Raw genomic sequence first — 18,345 nt, forward strand, 5'->3', positions numbered from 1 at the left:
CCGCACCAGCGGTGGCCCTGACGGCACCGGCACTACCCGACCAGCGCGGGCACCACTTCGGCGAAGTGGCACGCCGAGAGCGTGCCCGCGCCGTCGCCGCGCCGTTCCAGCTTGGGCTCCTCGACCGCGCAGATGTCCTGCGCCTTCCAGCACCGGGTGCGGAAGCGGCAGCCCGACGGCGGGTTCACCGGCGACGGGACGTCACCGGTGAGCACGATCCGCTGACGCCGGCGCTCCACCTTCGGGTTCGGCACCGGCACCGCGGACAGCAACGCCTGCGTGTACGGGTGCATCGGCCGGGCGTAGATGTCCTCCCGGTCGCCGATCTCGATGATCTTGCCGAGGTACATCACCGCGACCCGGTCGGAGATGTGCCGCACGACCGACAGGTCGTGCGCCACGAACAGGTACGCCAGGCCCAGCCGTTCCTGCAGCTCCTCCAGCAGGTTCACCACGCCCGCCTGCACCGACACGTCCAGCGCGGACACCGGCTCGTCCAGCACCACGAGCTTCGGGTTGAGCGCGAGCGCCCGGGCGATGCCGATGCGCTGGCGCTGGCCGCCGGAGAACTCGTGCGCGTACCGGTTGCGGTGCTCCGGGTTCAGGCCGACGAGCTCCATCAGCTCGTTGACCCGGTGCTGCACGTCGGAGCCGCCGTCGTCCGGCACGCCGTGGATCTTGAACGGCTCGGAGATCAGCTCGTTGATCTGCCAGCGCGGGTTCAGCGACGCGTACGGGTCCTGGAACACGATCTGCATGTCCCGGCGCACGGACCGCAGGCCCTTGCCCCGCAACGTGGTCAGCTCGCGGCCCTCGAACTTCACCGAGCCCGACGTGGGCTTGTGCAGCTGCAGGAGGGCGCGACCGGTGGTGGACTTGCCGCAGCCGGACTCGCCGACCAGGCCGAGCGTCTCGCCCGCGTACAGGTCGAAGCTCACCCCGGACACCGCCTGGACCTGCCCCACGGTGCGCGGGATGATGCCGCCGCCGCGCACCGGGAACGACTTGACCAGGTCCTTGACCTCCAACAGCGGGGTCTCGCCCGGACGACCGCCCGAGGCGAGTCCCCCGGCCTGGGGGTTCACAGCCCCGGAATTCACGTCTGTCGAGGTCATGAGGTCGGCTTCTCCTCTTCGTGCATCCGCGCTTCGACCACGTCGAGGTCCTCGCTCACCGGCATGTCCGGGTTGGCCATGGTCAGCGACGCGGGGTTCTCCACCACGCCGATCTCGTCGTGGGCGAACAGCCGCTGCGGGTTCTCGATGGTGGCCAGGTGCGCGGAGCGGTGGCACCGCGCGAAGTGGCCTGCCCGGTCGGTCTCCAGCAACAGCGGCTCGGTCTCGCGGCACTCGTCGATCACGAGCGGGCACCGGGGCGAGAACGAGCAGCCCTGCGGCAGGTTCATCAACGACGGCGGCGCGCCCTTGATCGGGGTGAGCCGCTTGCCCAGCAGGTTCGGGTTCGGGATCGAACCCAGCAGGCCGACCGTGTACGGCATCCGCTGCGCCTCGAACACCTCGTCCACGGTGCCCTGCTCGACGACCGTGCCGCCGTACATCACCTGCACGCGGTCCACCATGCCCGCGACCACGCCCAGGTCGTGCGTGATGACCATGATGCCCGCGTTCGTCTCGTCCCGGATGCGCAGCAGCGTGTCCAGGATCTGCGCCTGCACGGTCACGTCCAGCGCCGTGGTCGGCTCGTCCGCGATGATCACGTCCGGGTCGTTGATGATCGACATAGCGATCATCGCGCGCTGCCTCATGCCGCCGGAGAACTCGTGCGGGTACTGCGAGGCGCGGCGGTCCGGCTGGGGGATGCCGACGAGTTCCAGCACCTCGACGGCCTTGGCCCAGGCGGCCTTCTTCGACACGTCGTGGTGCGCCTGGTAGGCCTCGGCGAGCTGCCAGCCCACCGTGTACACCGGGTTCAGCGACGTCATCGGGTCCTGGAAGATCATCGAGACGCCGTTGCCGCGCACGGGCTGCATCTGCTTGTAGTTCAGGCCCACGAGCTCGCGGTCCTTGAACTTGATCGACCCGCCGACCTTCGCGGTCTTGGGCAGCAGGCCCATGATCGCCATCGACGACACCGACTTGCCCGAGCCCGACTCGCCCACGACGCCCAGCACCTCGCCGGGGCCGAGGGTGAACGACACGTCGCGCACGGCGTGCACGGTGCCGTCGTCGGTCGGGAAGTCGACCGACAGGTTCTCGACCCGCAGCAGCTTCTCGCCGCCCGCGCGGTCGGAGATCGGGTCCGGGGCGTCCATCACGTCCACTTCGCTCATGCCTTCACCCTCTTCTGCCGCGGGTCGAAGGCGTCCCGGAGACCGTCACCGATGAAGTTCACCGACAGCGAGATGAGCACGATGAAGGTGAACGGGATGAAGAAGAGCCACGGGTGCAGCGTCAGCTCGTTCTTGTTCAGGCTGATCATCAACCCCAGCGAGGTGTCCGGCGGCTGGACGCCGAGGCCGATGAACGACAACGCCGCCTCCAGCAGCACCGCCTGCGCGACCGCCAGCGTCGCGTTCACGATGATCACGTCGATGGTGTTGGGCAGGATGTGCCGGAAGATGATCCGGGAGGTGGACGCGCCGAGCGCGCGGGCCGCCTCCACGAACTCCTTCTCCCGCAGCGACAGCACCATGCCGCGGATGACGCGGGCGATCGACAGCCAGCCGATCAGGCCCAGGTACAGCGCCACGATGAGCCAGTTGCTGCCGCTGCCGCCCGCCACGGACAGCACGAAGCTGTTGCGGACCAGCACCGCCGCGATGACGAAGGCGGGGATGACCAGCAGCAGGTCGATGAACCGGCTGATCAGGCTGTCGACCCAGCCGCGCATGTAGCCCGCGAGCGCGCCGAGCACGACGCCGATCACGGTGGACACCAGGGCGACCACGATCGCGATCTGCAACGAGAACTGGGAGCCGCGGATGATCAGCGCGACCATGTCGCCGCCGAGCCGGTCGGTGCCGAACGGGTGGTCGCCGCTGGGCGGCAGGTACCGCTGGAAGCCCAGGTCCGTGTAGGAGTACTTCCAGATCAGGCCGCCCAGGAAGGCGAACAGCACGAGCACGACGAACAGCGCGAGGCCGACGACGGCGGCGCGGTGTCGCAGGAAGCGGCGCAGGATGACCTGCCACTGCTTGCGGGCCGAGGTGGTGTCGAACTGACTTGCCTCGGCTGAGGTGGGCGTTGGAGCCTGCGCCACAGGAGATCCGATCTCAGTCAAGGCGAATCCTCGGGTCCAGGTAGGCGTAAAGGATGTCCGCGATCAGGTTGAACACGATGATGAACACGGCGGTCACCATCATGAAGCCGAGCACCTGGTAAGGCTCTTTCTTGGTGATCGCGTCGATCAGGAACTTGCCCATGCCGGACCAGCCGAAGACGGTCTCGGTGATCACGGCGCCGCCGAAGCCGGCGCCGATGTTCAGCGACGAGACGGTGATGATCGGGATGAGGGCGTTGCGGAACGCGTGCCGGAAGATGGACCGCCCCTGCGAGATGCCCTTCGCCTGCGCGGTGCGCACGTAGTCGGCGTTGAGGGTCTCCAGCATCGAGGCGCGCTGGAACCGGCTGTACAGCGCGAACTGGATCACGACCAGGCAGATGGTCGGCAGGATGTAGGCGCCGCTGTACTGGAACAGCTGCTCGCCGAAGGAACCCTTGAAGCCGTCACCCGGCGGACCAGCGGTGATGATCCACCGGTCCGCGCCTATCGACTCCAGCCAGTTGTTGAGCTGGATGCCGCCCGCCTTCAGGATGAGGGCGACGCAGAACAGCGGCATCGAGAACATGGCGAACGCTATTCCGGTCGCTGTGTAGTCGAATATCGAGTACTGTTTGACCGCGCCGATGACGCCGATCGCCATACCGAGGACCAGTGCGATCAACTCGGCCCCGACGATCAGGCGCAGCGTGACGACGAACGCCTTGAACAGGTCGTCCTTGACGGGCTTGCCGGCGTTGCCGGGAACGACGGACTCGCCCCAGTCACCGGTGACGAACTTGCCCGCCCAGTCGACGTAGCGCTCGACGAACGGCTTGTTGTAGCCGGTGCGCTCGTAGGCGAGCGAGATCTCCGCCTGGGTCCGCGGCTTCTGGAGCTTCCACTCGTCCAGGGGGTCGCCCATGGCGGCGGTGAGTCCGAAGCAGAGGAATGACGCGGCGATCAGCAGCGGAATTGCGATCAGCAACCGCCGGATTATGTAACGGAACATGACAAGTCTCTTGTCTTCCCAGGCAGGCCAGCCGCCTGCGACGGCCGGCGATCCCACCCACCGGAACGCGGACACCGTCCGGGGGGTCGGTGCGGTCGGCACCGACCCCCCGGGCCGGACTCATCTTCTACAGCTCAAGCGATCCGGCTGAACCTGCTTGCTACTTCTTCTGCCACGCGAAGAGGTTCCACGTGACACCGCCACCGACGCCGACGTAGGCGATCGGGCCGATGTTCGCGTCGCTCGCCGCGAAGTCGGGCAGCTGGAACAGCGGGACGCTGTGCAGGTCGTCCCGCATCAGCTTGTCGACCTCGTTCATCATGGTGAGGCGCTTGGCGTAGTCCAGCTCGCCGTTGGCGGCCTTCCACTTCTCGTCGACCTGCCGGTTCGAGTACAGGTTGTAGTTGCCCGAGCCGCCCGCGTCCTTCGACGCGTAGTTGCCGTAGGCACCGGCCTTCAGGGGCTGGCCGACCCACGCGAACAGCGCCGCGTCGAACTCGCTCGCGGTGAGCCGCTTGGAGTTGAAGTCGTCCGCCTGGTCGTCGATGATCTCGATGCCGGCCTGCTTGCACTTGTCCTGCAGGATGCGGACCGTGTCGGCGCGACGCTGGACGATCTTGTGGCCCAGCTTGAACGACGCGCGGAACTCGCCCTTGGCGTAGATGCCGTCGGCGCCCTGCTTCCAACCGGCGTCTTCGAGGGTCTTCTTGGCCGCGGCCACGTCACCCTTGCCGACGTCGCTGTAGTGGTCCTCGTAGCCGACCTCGTTGGGCATCATCACCAGGCTGCCGAGCGGCTTGGCGTTCGGGTCCACGTCCTTGATCAGCTTGTCGACCAGGCCCTGGTTGTCGAAGCACTGGGCGATCGCCAGCCGCAGTTCCTTGTTCTGCTTGAACAGGGGCAGCGACATGTTGAAGTCGACGTGCTCGAAGGTCTGGCCACCGGCCGCGAAGACGTTGAACGCGCTGTCGCCGCGCAGCTGGAGCGCCACCGCCGGGTCGGCCTGCGGCGCGATCACGGCGACTTCCTTGTTCTGCAGCTGCTGGGTCGCCGACTGCGAGTCGGTGTTGGTCTTCAGGATGACCCGCGCCGGACCGCCGGGGTTGCCCCACCACTTCGGGTTGCGGACCAGGACCGTCTGGTCCTTCAGGTCCGACGACTCGATGACGTAGGGGCCCGCGGACAGCGACAGCGCCTTGTCGAAGCCGCGCCAGCCCTTGGTGAAGAACTCGGCCGCCTTCTTGACCTGGTCGTCGTTCTGCTCCGGCGTGACCTTCATGATGTCGGCGATGCCGGTCTGCTTCTCGAGGATGTGCGCCGGGAGGAGCGCGTCGCTACCGGGGCTGGAGAAGATGCCTCGGTAGTCGGCGTACGGCTTGTCCTTGAAGAACGAGGTCTTGACGGTCTTGTCGTTGTCCGAGCACTCGATCTTCTCGATGTTCTCGTACCCGGTCGGCGTGGTGTCCCAGATCGACGCCTCGGTGCCGTCGTCGCCCTTGACGGTCGCCTTGCTCGTCGCCGCCAGCCACTTCAGGTAGAAGTCGTCGCAGTCGACCTGCTCGCCGTCGGACCAGACGGCCTCCTTGCGCACCTTCCACTCGATGACCTGCGGGTCACTGGAGACGACCTTGATCGACTCCATCAGGTCGCCGTCGACCTTGATGACCAGCTTGCCGTCGACGAAGTCGGTGAAGTAGGGCGAAGGCGTCACGTTGGTCAACGCGATCGTGTTCGCGAAGCTGTTCGACGCACCGATGAAGTTCTGGTAGTCGTCGAAGCCCTCTTCGACGGCGATGGCGATCTCGCCGATGTCGTCAACCTTCGGACGCTGGAACACCTCGTCCTGTGAACCGATCTTGCCGGGGTCGGCGTTCTGCTGACCACCTTGATCGCCGCTCGTGCCGCCGCCACCGCACGCGCTCAACACGAGCGTGGCCGAGGTCAGCAGCGCGAACGCCGTGACAGCCTTTGATCTCCTCATCGACACGTGCCCTCCTAGCACTGGGTTGGAGCGACCGTTTGGGCCGACTTCCACCCATAACCGTGATGTGCCAAACGCGCCCCGAACCGACACACCGTTGCAGCACGATAAGAACCAGTGCGCGGCACGGTCACTGCCCCTCGGCCGATCGTGACCAAAGGGTGACACGTTGGTCGCAGCACGCGACTCCGTCGTTACCGGGCGGGAGCGTTCGTTAACCGGACGACGGGAATACTGTCAATACTGCACCGCGAACGCATCTTGAAGCCAGTGTTTCGGGGATGTCAACGGTCAACGATCTTCACGCCGCCACGTGCGGGCGGCGCTGAGCGGACCGGCGAACGGCGCGCCCGCGGTGACGTTGTCGGCCTGCGGGAGGATCACCAACAGGTCCGCTACCTGGAACAACGGCATCGCGACGGCCTGCTGCCAGAGCACCGGCTCGACCGTCCGGAGCGCGTCGGTGAGCAGCACCTCGCCGCTGAGGGCCTGTTCGATCACCGGTTGGACCGCTTGGTCGCAGAAACCGGACAGATTCGCCGGAATGGGTGTACCGCCGTCCTCGGGTGACGGCCGGCAGCCGAATGTGGAAGCCAGAACCGCCGCGGAATCGCCGGTGTCGAGCTGCGGCACGACGGCAATGTCGATGGCCTCATTGGAAGCGGCGGTATCCGACAGATCTTGGCCGAACAACTGATTGGGCTGCGTTGTCAGGACGCGTGCGGCGATTCCGGACAATGACAGTTGACGCTGAACGCGGTTCGCGATGGTCACGTACGGCTCGATCCCGGCCGGTGCGGCGATGGTCAGCTCAAGCGGCTTGTTGTCCCGCCCCCACTGCCCGCCCTCCGGTCGGGTGTAACCCGACTCAGTGAGCAGTTGCACCGGGTCACCGGCCTTGGCGGGCATCGTCGGGGTGTAGCCGGGCTTGCTCGGCGGGACCACCTGGGCGTCGGCGCGAAGGCCCGCGCTGGGACCGCTGCGGGTGCCGACGGCGATCAGCTCCTCGCGGTCCAGCAGGTTCATCACGGCGGTGCGGACGCGGACGTCCTGCATTCGCGGCGAGGCGGGGCGCAGGAGGAGTTGGACGACCTCCGGACGGGGGACGACGACCGAGGCGAGCGAGGTGGTCTTGGCCAATTCCTCGACGTCCTTGGTCGCGATGGCGTCCGCGCGGATGAGGGCGACCTGGTCGTCGCCGGTGTTCAACGCCTCGATCGTGTCGTGCTGGCTCGCGCGGCGCAGGATCAGCCGGTCGAGCGCGGGCGGGGCCTCCCAGAACCGGTCGCTGCGCTCCAGGACGATCTCGCCGCGCGGCTGGTCGAGCGTGCGGACCGCGAACGGCCCGGCGGTGGCCGGGAAGCTGTCCGCCAACGCCGCGCTCCACCCGCCGGGGGCGTCCTTGAGCAGGTGGGCGGGCAGGAGGTGGCGGAACAGGTTCCGCCACCCCGGGTAGGGCCGGTCGAACACGACCTCGACGACCTTGCCGCCTTCGCGGCTGGCGATGTCGTCGATCAGCCGGTACCCGGCGGGGTCGACCACCCCGGGCTCCTCCCGCATCCGCTGCCAGAGGTAGACGAAGTCCTCCGCCGCGATGGGCGCCGAGTCGGACCAGCTGGCATCGCGGCGCAACGTGTACGTCACCGTGTACGGCTCCGCGCTGGTCACCTCGGCGCTCACCACGAGGTCCAGGTCGAGCCGCGGGCTGCCGTCGGCGGCGGTCCGGAAGGTCGACGGGAGCAGCAGCGCGGCCAGCGCCGTGGTGACCGTGCTCTGGCCGGCCAACGTGTGCGGGTTGTAGCCACCCTTGACGTCGTCCATCCCGACCACGATCTCGTTCAGCTTCTCCTTCGGCACGACCGACATGCCCGGCGTCGAGGGCACCAGGGGCGGCGGGGGCGTCGCCGTGCAGCCCGCCAGCGCGAGCGCAGCCAACACCGCGAGAACCGTTCGCTTCCCCATGGGTACGAGCGTGCCAGACGGCGCTGACAGTTGACGCCCAACCCCACGACTCCCACCGCGCGACTTCCGCCACCCCGCGCGCGGGCGTGACGCACGACACCCGTCGGCGGGTGCCGGCCGTAACCGCGGTGGTGTCGGGCGACCGGCGGAAACACCGCTGAAACGACGGGCACCCCGGGCCGAAGCCCGGGGTGCCCGTCAGCACACCCTATATATAAGGAGCGGGTGCTCAGCCCCGCAGCTTGTTGCGGTTGCGCTCGCGGCCGCGCTGGTTGGCGTCCAGCGTCACCTTGCGCACCCGCACGACCTCCGGCGCGACCTCGACGCACTCGTCGGCGGCGCAGAACTCCAGCGCCTCCTCCAGCGACAGCTTCCGCGGCCGGGCGAGGGTCTCCATCACGTCGGCGGTCGACGTGCGCATGTTCGTCAGCTTCTTCTCACGGCAGACGTTGACGTCCAGGTCCTCGGCGCGCGGGTTCTCGCCGACGACCATGCCCTCGTACGCGTCGGCGCCCGGCTCGACGAAGAACGTGCCGCGGTCGGCGAGCTGGATCATCGCGTACGCGGTGATCTGGCCCGACCGGTCGGCCACCAGCGAGCCGTTGTGCCTGGTCCGGATCTCGCCGGCCCACGGGCCGTAGCCCTCGGACACCGCGTTCGCGATGCCGGTGCCGCGGGTCTCGGTCAGGAACTCGGTGCGGAAGCCGATGAGGCCGCGCGACGGCACGACGTACTCCAGCTTGATCCGCCCGCTGCCGTGGCCGGCCATGTTCTCCATCCGGCCCTTGCGGTTGGCCAGCAGCTGGGTGATGGCGCCCAGGTGGTCCTCCGGCGCGTCGATGGTCAGCCGCTCGAACGGCTCGTGCAGCTTGCCGTCGACGGTCTTGGTGACCACCTGCGGCTTGCCGACGGTCAGCTCGAAGCCTTCCCGCTTCATCTGCTCGACCAGGATGGCCAGCGCCAGCTCACCGCGGCCCTGCACCTCCCAGGTGTCCGGGCGCTCGGTGGGCAGCACGCGCACCGACACGTTGCCGACCAGCTCCGAGTCCAACCGGGCCTTGAGCACGCGCGCGGTCAGCTTCGTGCCGCCGTTGCGGCCGGCCAGCGGCGAGGTGTTGACGCCGATCGTCATCGAGATCGCGGGCTCGTCCACGGTGATCCGCGGCAGCGGCTCCGGGTTGTCCACGTCGGCGAGCGTGTCGCCGATGGTGATCTCCGGGATGCCGGCGATGGCGACCAGGTCACCCGCCCGGGCCTGCTCGGCGGGCACGCGGTCCAGCGCCTCGGTGATCAGCAGCTCGGTGATGCGGACCTTGTGGATGGAGCCGTCCTCACGGCACCAGGCCACGGTCTCGCCCTTGCGGATGCGACCGGCCTCGATGCGGCACAGCGCGATGCGGCCGAGGAACGACGACGCGTCGAGGTTGGTCACCAGCGCGCGCAGCGGCGCGTCGGCGTCACCCATCGGGGCGGGGATGTGCTTGAACAGGACCTCGAACAGGACGTCGAGGTTCTCCTCGTCGGGCTGGCCGCCGTCCTCGGGCTGGTTGAGCGACGCCCGGCCGGCGCGCGCCGAGGCGTAGACGACGGGCAGGTCGAGCACCGAGTCGTCGGCGCCGACCTCGCTGGCCAGGTCGAGCAGCAGGTCGTGGGCCTCGTCGACGACCTCGGAGATCCGGGCGTCGGGGCGGTCGACCTTGTTCACCACCAGGATCACCGGCAGACCGGCGGCCAGCGTCTTGCGCAGCACGAACCGGGTCTGCGGGAGCGGGCCCTCCGAGGCGTCCACCAGCAGCACCACGCCGTCGACCATCGCCAGGCCGCGTTCGACCTCGCCGCCGAAGTCGGCGTGGCCGGGGGTGTCCACCACGTTGATGGTGACCGGGCCGTCGGGCGTGTGGCGGCGGACCGCGGTGTTCTTGGCGAGGATCGTGATGCCCTTCTCGCGCTCCAGCTCGCCCGAGTCCATGACCCGGTCGACGAGCTCGGCTCGTGCGGAGAAGGCGCCGGACTGGCGGAGCATGGCGTCGACGAGGGTCGTCTTGCCGTGGTCAACGTGCGCGACGATCGCGACGTTGCGCAGGTCGTTGCGGACCAGCGTTTCCTTGATCGACGCGGTGGCCGTGGGCACGCGGAACTCCTAGAGCTGTTTGTGCGAGGAAAGCCAGGCGCCGGACGTGGATCGCGCGCAGCCTGAGTACAGCTTACCGGTCCGAGCGCCCTTACCACACACGGACAGCAGGTGAGGTCAGCCTCACCTACTCTGAGTACACCCGGATGAGTGGAGCACGCCGCGTGGGCAAGGTCAAGGTGAAGAAGAAGTGCTGCCGTTCGACGCCGCGGTGCAAGAGCTGTCCGGTGGTGGTGCTGCTCAAGGCCAGGGAGAAGGCCGCGAAGAAGGCCGCCAAGCAGGAGCGCAAGAAGGCGGGGAAGAAGGGGAAGAAGGCGGGGAAGAAGGCCCGCGAGTCGGCCGCGTGACACCCGCCGCCCGGCCGACGCCGGGTGGGGTGGGCCGTGGGCGGGTGGCTAGCCCAGCACCGCTTCGTTCACCCTGGCGAGTTCGGGCGCCGTCCGGGTGGCCTGGAACTCCACCACCTGGTACTTCGCCAGCTTGCGGACCGCGAACGGGTCGGTGGCCAGCAGCGCGTCCAGCTTCCCGCGTGCCATCGGCCGCGCGATGATCACGCCGCCCACGCGGGGCACTTGACGGCCCGAGGCCAGGAAGTGCCCGGCCTCGTACTGCTTCGCCAGCCACTCCACGTGGTCCGGGAGGGTGTAGTCGACCTCGTCCAGCGTTGCGGTGTACTCCAGCAGCACGACGTACATAGAAGAAATGTAGACCTCCGCCACACCGGCGTAACACGCTAGAATCGCGGCTATGCGCACTCTTTACCCGTTCTGGTGGTCCGCCTTCCGGCGGCCCTGAGAACTGCGCGTCAGACGAACGCAGGCCGCCCGCTGGGGCGGCCTTCGGCATGTTCGGGGTCACTTCGAGCGGGCACACCCGAAGGGATCACCATGATCAGGCTGTCCGCGATCACCCCGTCCGGCCCCGTCCAGCTGGGCAACTACCTCGGCGCCATCAGGCGGTGGGCCGCCGAGGGCACCGAAGAGGACGTCTACTTCATCAGCGACCTGCACGCGATGACGACGTCGCACAACCCGTCACGGCTGCGCTCGCTGACCCGGGAGCAGTTGGCGGTGCTCATCGCCGCCGGCGTCGACCCGAGGTCGGTGGCCGTGCAGTCGGACCTGGTCCGCGAGCTCGGCGCGTTGACGTGGGTGCTGGAGTGCACCTGCACCTACGGCGAGGCCGCCCGGATGATCCAGTTCAAGGAGAAGTCGGCGGGCCGGTCGTCGGTGAGGTTGAGCCTGCTCACCTACCCGGTGCTGATGGCGGCCGACATCCTGCTGCAGGGCGCGCACGAGGTGCCGGTCGGTGACGACCAGCGGCAGCACGTCGAGCTGGCGCGGGTGCTGGCGCGGCGGTTCAACGGCACGTACGGCGAGGTGTTCGTGATGCCCCGGTCCGTGCTGCCGCCGACCGCGTCGCGGGTCCGTGACCTGGCCGATCCGTCGCGGAAGATGGCCAAGACCGCGAAGGACGCGGCGGGCACGGTGTTCGTGCTGGACCCGCCGGACCTGGTGCGCCGCAAGATCCGGCGAGCGGTGACCGACGACCTCGGCGAGGTGCGCTACGCGCCGGAGGCGCAGCCGGGCGTGGCGAACCTGCTGGAGATCCTGGCCGCGTGCACGGGCAAGGACCCGCACGAGCTGGCGGGTTCGCTGACCGACTACGCGGAGTTGAAGGAGGTCACCGCAGAGGCCGTGGTCGAGGAGCTGCGGTCCGTGCGGGAGGTGACGCAGGGATTGTTGAACGACCCCGCCGAGCTCGACCGGGCACGTGCGCACGGCGCCGAGCGTTCCCGTGAGCGCTGCGGCCACCGCCTCGACGCCGCCCTCCGCATGTCCGGCCTGGGCTGACCCCCGCGAGTCGAACCTCCAAGACCCGCGAGTCGAACCTTCAGGACCCCCGAGTTCGCCGTTCCGAACGGTGAACTCGGGGGTCCTGAACGTAGGACACGCGGGACCTGAACGTAGGACACGCGGGACCTGGAGGTTCGACTCGCGGGTTAGAGGAGGGGGTGGAGGGAGGGGAGGAGGACGCGGTCGGCGGGGAGCCAGTCGACGGTGTCCAGGTCGGCCGAGGCCAGCCAGCGGATCGCCTGGTGGTCGGTCGGGGTCGGGGTGCCCGAGGCGAGCGTGGCGGTGTAGGCGCGGAGGATCAGGTCGGGGCGCAGGGGGACGTCCGGGCCGACTTGCGCGCCCGGGACGACGGTGACGCCCAGCTCCTCGGCGCACTCGCGGATCACGGCGGCGTGGTCCGTCTCGTCCGGTTCCACGCGGCCGCCCGGGAGCTCCCACTTGCCCGCGGCCTCGGGCGGGTAGCTGCGTTGCTGGGCGAGCAGCAGGCCGTTGTGGACGATGGCGGCACCTACCACCGCGCGCGCGTCCAGCAGGGCGATGCTGCGCGCGGACACGGCGGCGGCACGCGCTTCCAAGACCTTCAGGGCCAGCCCGCGTCCCACCAGGACGTCCGCCAGCCGCCCGAACGGCCCGCCGGGGCTGGACCACTCCACCGAGTCGACCACCATCGTGCCGCCACCGGTGTGCAGCAGGTCCGTGACCAGCGTGAACCGCGGCAACGGCCCGCCGACCAGCTCGGCGGACACGCCCGTGGTGTCCGCCCGCGTCACGACCAGCGTCCCGTTGACCGGACCCACGGACCCGGCGAGCGTCGCCCCGACGAACAGCACCGGCCCGCCACCCGAGATCCGCACGCCCAGGCCGCGCACGGCGCGTGCCAGCAGCCGGGCGTCCAGCAACGCGGCGGCGACCGTCCGCAGCGGCGCGTCGACCAGGGTGGTGGTTCTCAACTCGGGCACGGTCGCCCATCCTGTCAGAGCCGCGGCCCGCCACCGGCGTCCTCACCGGTACAGCGGCCAGCGCACCTCCAGCCGGGCGCCGCCCTCGGGCGACTCGCCCGCCCGGATCGTCCCCCGCCGACGCCGCACCAGGTGCGCCACCAGCGCCAACCCGAGGCCGAAGCCGCCGGTGGCCCGCCCGCGGTCGGACTCGACCCGGTAGAACCGGTCGAACACCTTCTCCCGGTGCTCCTCGGGGATGCCGTGCCCGTCGTCGTCCACCAGCAACCGCACCTCGCGCACGGCCGGCAGCACCGAGATCCGGATGAACGTGCGGGCGTGCCGGGCCGCGTTGCGCAGCAGGTTGTCCAGCACGAGCTCCACCTCGGTGCCCGCGGCGGAGATCAGGCACGCGCTCATCGGCGCGGCGAGCCGCACCAGCAGCTCGGTCTCACCCAGCCGGTCCACCGCCGCCTGCGCCTGGAGCACGAGGTCGACGGGCTCGGCGCGGGGCAGCTCGCCGGTGTCCGCACGGGCCAGCAGCAGCAACGCGTCGACCAGCGCGGACAGCCGTTCGGACTCCTCCACCACCGATTCCAGCACCTCGATGGAGAAGTCCGGGTCGGGGTGCGCCACCGCGACCTCGGCCTGCGCCCGCACGGACGTCACGGGCGACCGCAGCTCGTGCGCGGCGTCACCGGTGAACCGGCGCAGCCGTTCGGTGGCCTCGTCGCGCCGCGCGAGCAGGGCGTTCAACGCCTCCGCAAGCGCTTGCAGCTCGTCGCGCGCGGCCGGCACGGGCAGGCGTTGACCGCGCGGCAGCTCCTCGGCGGCCACCCGCATCCGTTCCACCGGCCGCAACGACGACCGCACGGCCAGCCACGTCGCTATCCCGACCAGCCCCGCGACCAGTACCGCGGCCACCGCGAGCCAGCGCGTGCCGAGCGTGTTGGCCTCGCGGTAGCCGACCAGCGTGTCGCCGGCGACGTGCAGCCGGGGCGTGCCGTCGGGCGCGAACTCCACCCGTCCGATCCACCGGTGCGCGCTGGGGCCGTCGATCCGCAGCACGGGTTCGCCCGCCTTGAGCCTGCGGATCTCGGCCGGGGTGAGGTCCGGTCGCGGGCCGCCGTCCAGCGGGTTGCCCGCGGTGTCGAGCACGCGCGCGTTCTCCGCCTTGGCCAGCTCCCGGTCCACGGCGCTGACCTGCACGAACCCGATGAGCTGCGGGGCCAGCAGGGTGAACGCGAGCAGGCACAGCAGGGCCATGCCGGTCGCCACGACGGTGATCCGGAACCGCAGGGTCCGCCGCAGCCACCACCGGCGCGGGTTCACCTGCGCCTGGTCCCCGCCGAACCGAGCGCCGCGTCGAGGTCGGGCGTGGACGCCAGGTAGCCGTGCCCGCGCACGGTCCGCACGACCTCGCCCGCGCCCATCGCGTCGAGCTTGCGCCGCAGGTAGCCGACGTACACCTCGACCGCGTTGCGGGTCGCCGCCTGCTCGTCGCCCCACACCGAGCGCAGCAGCTCGTCCTTGGTCACGACCGACCCGGCACGGCTGGCCAGCACGTCGAGCACCGCGTACTCGCGCGGCGAGAGCGACACCGGCTCGCCCGCCCAGCTCACCTCGCGCATCGCGCGGTCCACCACCAGCTCGCCGAGCTTGAGCCTGCGCCGCGCCAGGTCGACCGAGTTGCGCCGCAGCAACGCCCGCACCTGCGCCACCAGCACCACGAACGAGAACGGTTTCACCAGGTAGCCGTCGGCGCCGAGGTCGAGGCCGTCGGCCTGGTCCACCTCGCCGTCCTTGGCCGACACCATCAGCACGGGTGTCCGCACGCCCTCGGCGCGCATCCGCTGCAGCACCCGGTAGCCGGACAGGCCGGGCAGCATGATGTCCAGCAGCACCACGTCGAACGCGCCGGTCAACGCGACCCGCAGGGCGTTGGGGCCGTCCGCGGCGGTGACCACCTCCATGCCCTCAGCGGACAGGCCGCGTTCCAACGCCCGCCGCACGCCGATCTCGTCGTCCACCACCAGCACCCGAGGTCTCACGCCCACAGCATGCCTCGTGAAGAGGACAATCGGCGCGGGAGTCTCAGTCCGCTCTCAGCCTCGCGGCAGCTCTCAGCACGATCTCAGGGCGGTCGGAGGAGTGTCTGGGTTGTCGGGTCGCAAGGGGCTGCCCGGTAGGAGGAGGGGACATGAACCGGAGAAGGGTGACGGTCGTGGCGGCGGCGGTCGGCGTGGTCGCCGGTGCGACCGGACTGGGGCTGCTCGCGATGCCCGCCGGCGCGGGGCCCGCACCGGTGCTGCCGGACGTGACCGCCGAGGCGCTGGTCGAGTCCGTGCTCAACGCCAAGCCGACCGCGTTCGGCGGTTCGGTGGAGGTGAACAACGACCTGGGCATCCCGGCGATCGCCGGTGTGCCGCAGCTGTCGGACGGCGCGAGCTCGCTGCGGGTCTGGACCGACGGCCAGGGCAAGCTGCGGGCGCAGCTGCCCGGCGGCGACTCCGAGCGCACGTTCGTGGACGACGGCGAGACCGCGTGGATGTGGGACTCGGCCGGGCAGACCGTCACCAAGATGCCGCACGGTGCGTTCGCGGAGGGCAAGCCGGACCTCAGCGGTGAGGCGAAGGCCGCGCCGACGGACCCGGTGACGCTGTCGCGGCAGGTGGTGGCGGCGATCCAGGAGTTCAGCGACGTCACCGTCGACGGCACCGCGCGGGTGGCCAACCGGCCGGTGTACGAGCTGGTGCTGACGCCGAAGCCGACCGAGAAGACGGTGCTGCGCGAGGTGCGCGTGGCGGTCGACTCGGAGCTGCGGGTGCCGCTGCGGGTGGCCGTGCTGACCAACGGCACGGACGCGCCCGCCGTGCAGGTCGGGTTCGCCGACCTGCACGTCGGACCGCAGGACGCGTCGCTGTTCGCGTTCACCCCGCCTCCCGGGGCGAAGGTGACCGAGCCGGAGGTCGGTGCGCCGTCGGCGGAGCACAAGGCGGCCGCCGAGCAGGCGTTCACCGAGGCGAACCCGCAGGTCGTCGGCGAGGGCTGGGACGTCGTGCTGGCCGCGCGGATGCCCGAGAACGCCCTGGCCGGTCTCGCGGAGGCGCAGGAGCAGGGTCGGCGCGAGGGTCGCTGGCAGGACCACGGCGAGGGTCAGGAGATCGACGTGCAGGGCCTGCTCAAGCAGCTGGGCAAGCAGGTCAGCGGCGACTGGGGCTCGGGCACGCTCATCACCACGCGGGTCGGTGGCGTGCTGATCGCCGACGACGGCCGGGTCGCCGCGGGCGCGGTGCCCGAGCAGGTGTTGGTGGACGCGATCGGTCAGGTCAAGTGACCACCTCGACCAGCGCGCGGGTGGAGCCGGTGCACACCGGCTCCACCCCGGTCCTCGCGGCCCGGACGCGGGGACTGCGCAAGGTGTACGGGCGCACGGTCGCGGTGGACCGGGTGGACCTCGACGTGCCGCAGGGGGCGGTGCTCGGGATGCTCGGCCCGAACGGGTCGGGCAAGACCACCACGATCCGCATGCTGCTCGGGCTCGTGCGGCCGACCGAGGGGGAGGTCGAGCTGCTGGGGAAGGCGTTGCCCGACGGCGTCGCGCAGGCGCTGCCGCACGTGGGCGCGCTGGTCGAGGGTCCGGGGTTCCACCCGTTCCTGTCCGGTCGGGAGAACCTGCGGAGGGCGGCGGCGTTCGAGCCGCTGCTCGCCACCGGTGACATCCGGCAGGCGGTGGAGGACGCGTTGGAGCGGGTCGGCCTCGCCGCCGCCGCGCACCGGCGGTACCGGGGGTACTCGCTGGGCATGAAGCAGCGGCTGGGGCTGGCCTCGGCGCTGCTGGTGAAGCGGAAGCTGATCGTGCTGGACGAGCCGACCAACGGGCTCGACCCGGCCGGCACGCGCGAGGTGCGCAAGGTGATCGCGGACCTGCACGAGGCGGGCAGCACGGTCGTCGTGTCGTCGCACCTGCTCAGCGAGATCGAGGCGACGTGCACGCACGTGGCCGTGCTGCACCGCGGGACCGTGGTCGCGCAGGGTGAGCTGGCCGAGCTGCTGCACGCGGACAGCAGTTCGCTGCTGGTCGTCACGCCGGACGTGGAGGACGCGCTCAACGCGTTGCGCGCCGGGCGGATCTCGGCGCGGCCGATGGCCGCGGGCACCTCCGACGACGAGACCGCGCAGGGCGTGCGGATCGAGCTGATCGGCACGACCGCGCCCGTGGTGGTGGAGACGCTGGTGCGCGCGGGGGTCGCGGTGCACGAGGCACGCCGGCACCGCACCGGTCTGGAGGAGCTGTTCGCCCGGCTCACCGAGGCGGAGGAGTCCGAGCACAACCTGTCCGCGGTGGACACGATCGAGGAGGGGGTCCGATGAGCGCGCTGGTCGCCACGCGTGCTCCGCTGGGCAGGCAACTGCGCTCGGAGCTGCGCTGGATCGTGCGCCGGCCGCGGACGGTGATCGGGCTCGCGTCGCTGTGCCTGGTGCCGATCCTGGCCGGGATCGGGCTGTGGTTCGCCACCGACGGCGACGGCCCCGCCGGGCCCGGGCTGGCCGCGATCATCGCGGGCAACGGCCTGGTGCTGCCGGTGTTCACGCTGTTCCTGGCGCTGCCCCTGCTGCTGCCGCTGGTGGGTGCGATCTGGGCGGCCGACGGGCTGGCCGGCGAGGCGCAGCACGGCACGTTGCGCGGGTTGATGATCTCGCCGGTGGGCCGGCTCCGGCTGCTGGGCATCAAGGCGTTCGGCGTGGCCACGATGACGTTGCTGGCGGTCACGTTGATCGCGTTCGTCGGTGCCATCACCGGTGCGGTGCTGTTCGGCGGCGAGGGGATGCTCACGCTGTCGGGTTCCACGCTGTCGTTCGGCGCGGCGCTCGGGCGGATCGTGCTGACGATCCTGCTGGTCACCGTGCAGGTGTGGGGTGTGGCGGCGATCGCGATGGCGATCTCGGCGTGCACCGAGCACCCGCTGGTGGTGATGGCCGCGACGATGGCCGGTGTGATCGTGTTCGCGGTGCTGGGCGTGTTCAGCGCGTTGGACTGGCTGCACCCGTACCTCATCACGTCGGCGTGGAACGGGCTGATCGACGTGATGCGCGACCCGTTGCCGACCGAGGAGCTGTGGCGCAGCACGGCGTTGGCCGGGTGCTACGTGGTGATCGGGCTGTCGTTGGCGGCCATGCGGTTGGCCACCAAGGACAACTAGCCCGCGCCGGTGGAGGGTCGGAGGGGTTCGGCCGGGGGGCGG

General features: G+C 70.2%; 16 protein-coding genes. 5 read left to right on the plus strand and 11 right to left on the minus strand.

The window, feature by feature from the left end; translation table 11 throughout:
• Nucleotides 1–32: 32 nt before the first annotated feature.
• The 7 genes from AB0K14_RS24620 to typA form a co-directional block, all read right to left on the minus strand.
• On the minus strand, nt 33–1,115 hold the full coding sequence (locus AB0K14_RS24620) for a dipeptide ABC transporter ATP-binding protein (protein WP_360453639.1): 1,083 nt from the start codon (nt 1,113–1,115) through the stop codon (nt 33–35).
• Nucleotides 1,112–2,290, minus strand: a complete 1,179-nt coding sequence (locus AB0K14_RS24625) for an ABC transporter ATP-binding protein (RefSeq protein WP_360453636.1) — start codon at nt 2,288–2,290, stop codon at nt 1,112–1,114. The genes AB0K14_RS24620 and AB0K14_RS24625 overlap by 4 nt, the downstream gene beginning before the upstream one ends.
• Nucleotides 2,287–3,240, minus strand: coding sequence for an ABC transporter permease (locus AB0K14_RS24630; protein WP_360453633.1), 954 nt, complete (start codon nt 3,238–3,240; stop codon nt 2,287–2,289). Before AB0K14_RS24630 ends, AB0K14_RS24625 begins: the two co-directional genes overlap by 4 nt.
• On the minus strand, nt 3,233–4,306 hold the full coding sequence (locus AB0K14_RS24635) for an ABC transporter permease (protein WP_360453630.1): 1,074 nt from the start codon (nt 4,304–4,306) through the stop codon (nt 3,233–3,235). The genes AB0K14_RS24630 and AB0K14_RS24635 overlap by 8 nt, the downstream gene beginning before the upstream one ends.
• Before the next feature lie 85 nt (nt 4,307–4,391).
• On the minus strand, nt 4,392–6,212 hold the full coding sequence (locus AB0K14_RS24640) for an ABC transporter family substrate-binding protein (protein ID WP_360453627.1): 1,821 nt from the start codon (nt 6,210–6,212) through the stop codon (nt 4,392–4,394).
• Between the two features lie 291 nt (nt 6,213–6,503).
• Nucleotides 6,504–8,174, minus strand: coding sequence for an ABC transporter family substrate-binding protein (locus AB0K14_RS24645; protein ID WP_360453624.1), 1,671 nt, complete (start codon nt 8,172–8,174; stop codon nt 6,504–6,506).
• Nucleotides 8,175–8,403: 229 nt separating this feature from the next.
• On the minus strand, nt 8,404–10,305 hold the full coding sequence (typA, locus tag AB0K14_RS24650) for a translational GTPase TypA (RefSeq protein WP_360453621.1): 1,902 nt from the start codon (nt 10,303–10,305) through the stop codon (nt 8,404–8,406).
• A 164-nt stretch (nt 10,306–10,469) separates the two neighbouring features.
• Here typA and AB0K14_RS24655 point away from each other — a divergent pair, with 164 nt between their 5' ends.
• Nucleotides 10,470–10,652, plus strand: a complete 183-nt coding sequence (locus AB0K14_RS24655; protein ID WP_360453618.1) for a hypothetical protein — start codon at nt 10,470–10,472, stop codon at nt 10,650–10,652.
• A gap of 48 nt (nt 10,653–10,700) precedes the next feature.
• Here AB0K14_RS24655 and AB0K14_RS24660 read toward each other — a convergent pair whose 3' ends face one another.
• Nucleotides 10,701–11,000, minus strand: coding sequence for a YciI family protein (locus AB0K14_RS24660; protein ID WP_360453615.1), 300 nt, complete (start codon nt 10,998–11,000; stop codon nt 10,701–10,703).
• A gap of 192 nt (nt 11,001–11,192) precedes the next feature.
• Between AB0K14_RS24660 and trpS the strand changes: the two genes are divergently transcribed.
• Complete coding sequence (gene trpS / locus AB0K14_RS24665; protein WP_360453613.1) at nt 11,193–12,158, plus strand: tryptophan--tRNA ligase; 966 nt, start codon at nt 11,193–11,195, stop codon at nt 12,156–12,158.
• 149 nt (nt 12,159–12,307) lie between these two features.
• Here trpS and AB0K14_RS24670 read toward each other — a convergent pair whose 3' ends face one another.
• The 3 genes from AB0K14_RS24670 to AB0K14_RS24680 are packed head-to-tail and all read right to left on the minus strand — an operon-like array spanning nt 12,308 to nt 15,150.
• Nucleotides 12,308–13,120, minus strand: a complete 813-nt coding sequence (locus AB0K14_RS24670) for an NUDIX domain-containing protein (protein WP_360453610.1) — start codon at nt 13,118–13,120, stop codon at nt 12,308–12,310.
• A 42-nt stretch (nt 13,121–13,162) separates the two neighbouring features.
• On the minus strand, nt 13,163–14,431 hold the full coding sequence (locus tag AB0K14_RS24675) for an ATP-binding protein (RefSeq protein ID WP_360453607.1): 1,269 nt from the start codon (nt 14,429–14,431) through the stop codon (nt 13,163–13,165).
• Nucleotides 14,428–15,150, minus strand: coding sequence for a response regulator transcription factor (locus tag AB0K14_RS24680; protein WP_360453604.1), 723 nt, complete (start codon nt 15,148–15,150; stop codon nt 14,428–14,430). The genes AB0K14_RS24675 and AB0K14_RS24680 overlap by 4 nt, the downstream gene beginning before the upstream one ends.
• A gap of 149 nt (nt 15,151–15,299) precedes the next feature.
• Here AB0K14_RS24680 and AB0K14_RS24685 point away from each other — a divergent pair, with 149 nt between their 5' ends.
• Genes AB0K14_RS24685 through AB0K14_RS24695 form a run of 3 tightly spaced genes read left to right on the plus strand, consistent with a single transcriptional unit; the run spans nt 15,300 to nt 18,303 of the window.
• Nucleotides 15,300–16,436, plus strand: coding sequence for a hypothetical protein (locus tag AB0K14_RS24685; protein ID WP_360453601.1), 1,137 nt, complete (start codon nt 15,300–15,302; stop codon nt 16,434–16,436).
• Nucleotides 16,433–17,473, plus strand: coding sequence for an ABC transporter ATP-binding protein (locus AB0K14_RS24690; protein ID WP_360453598.1), 1,041 nt, complete (start codon nt 16,433–16,435; stop codon nt 17,471–17,473). Before AB0K14_RS24685 ends, AB0K14_RS24690 begins: the two co-directional genes overlap by 4 nt.
• Nucleotides 17,470–18,303, plus strand: coding sequence for an ABC transporter permease (locus AB0K14_RS24695; protein WP_360453595.1), 834 nt, complete (start codon nt 17,470–17,472; stop codon nt 18,301–18,303). The genes AB0K14_RS24690 and AB0K14_RS24695 overlap by 4 nt, the downstream gene beginning before the upstream one ends.
• The last annotated feature ends 42 nt before the right edge of the window (nt 18,304–18,345 follow it).

The sequence above is a fragment of the Actinosynnema sp. NPDC050801 genome (assembly GCF_040673975.1).
Taxonomy (GTDB): domain Bacteria; phylum Actinomycetota; class Actinomycetes; order Mycobacteriales; family Pseudonocardiaceae; genus Actinosynnema.

Excerpts from the sequence above, each read along its gene's own strand:
- AB0K14_RS24625 (WP_360453636.1), bottom strand. The coding sequence starts at position 2,290 with ATGAGCGAAGTGGACGTGATGGACGCCCCGGACCCGATCTCCGACCGC.
- AB0K14_RS24620 (WP_360453639.1), bottom strand. The coding sequence starts at position 1,115 with ATGACCTCGACAGACGTGAATTCCGGGGCTGTGAACCCCCAGGCCGGG.
- AB0K14_RS24640 (WP_360453627.1), bottom strand. The coding sequence starts at position 6,212 with ATGAGGAGATCAAAGGCTGTCACGGCGTTCGCGCTGCTGACCTCGGCC.
- AB0K14_RS24685 (WP_360453601.1), top strand. The coding sequence starts at position 15,300 with ATGAACCGGAGAAGGGTGACGGTCGTGGCGGCGGCGGTCGGCGTGGTC.
- AB0K14_RS24695 (WP_360453595.1), top strand. The coding sequence starts at position 17,470 with ATGAGCGCGCTGGTCGCCACGCGTGCTCCGCTGGGCAGGCAACTGCGC.
- trpS (WP_360453613.1), top strand. The coding sequence starts at position 11,193 with ATGATCAGGCTGTCCGCGATCACCCCGTCCGGCCCCGTCCAGCTGGGC.
- AB0K14_RS24660 (WP_360453615.1), bottom strand. The coding sequence starts at position 11,000 with ATGTACGTCGTGCTGCTGGAGTACACCGCAACGCTGGACGAGGTCGAC.
- AB0K14_RS24645 (WP_360453624.1), bottom strand. The coding sequence starts at position 8,174 with ATGGGGAAGCGAACGGTTCTCGCGGTGTTGGCTGCGCTCGCGCTGGCG.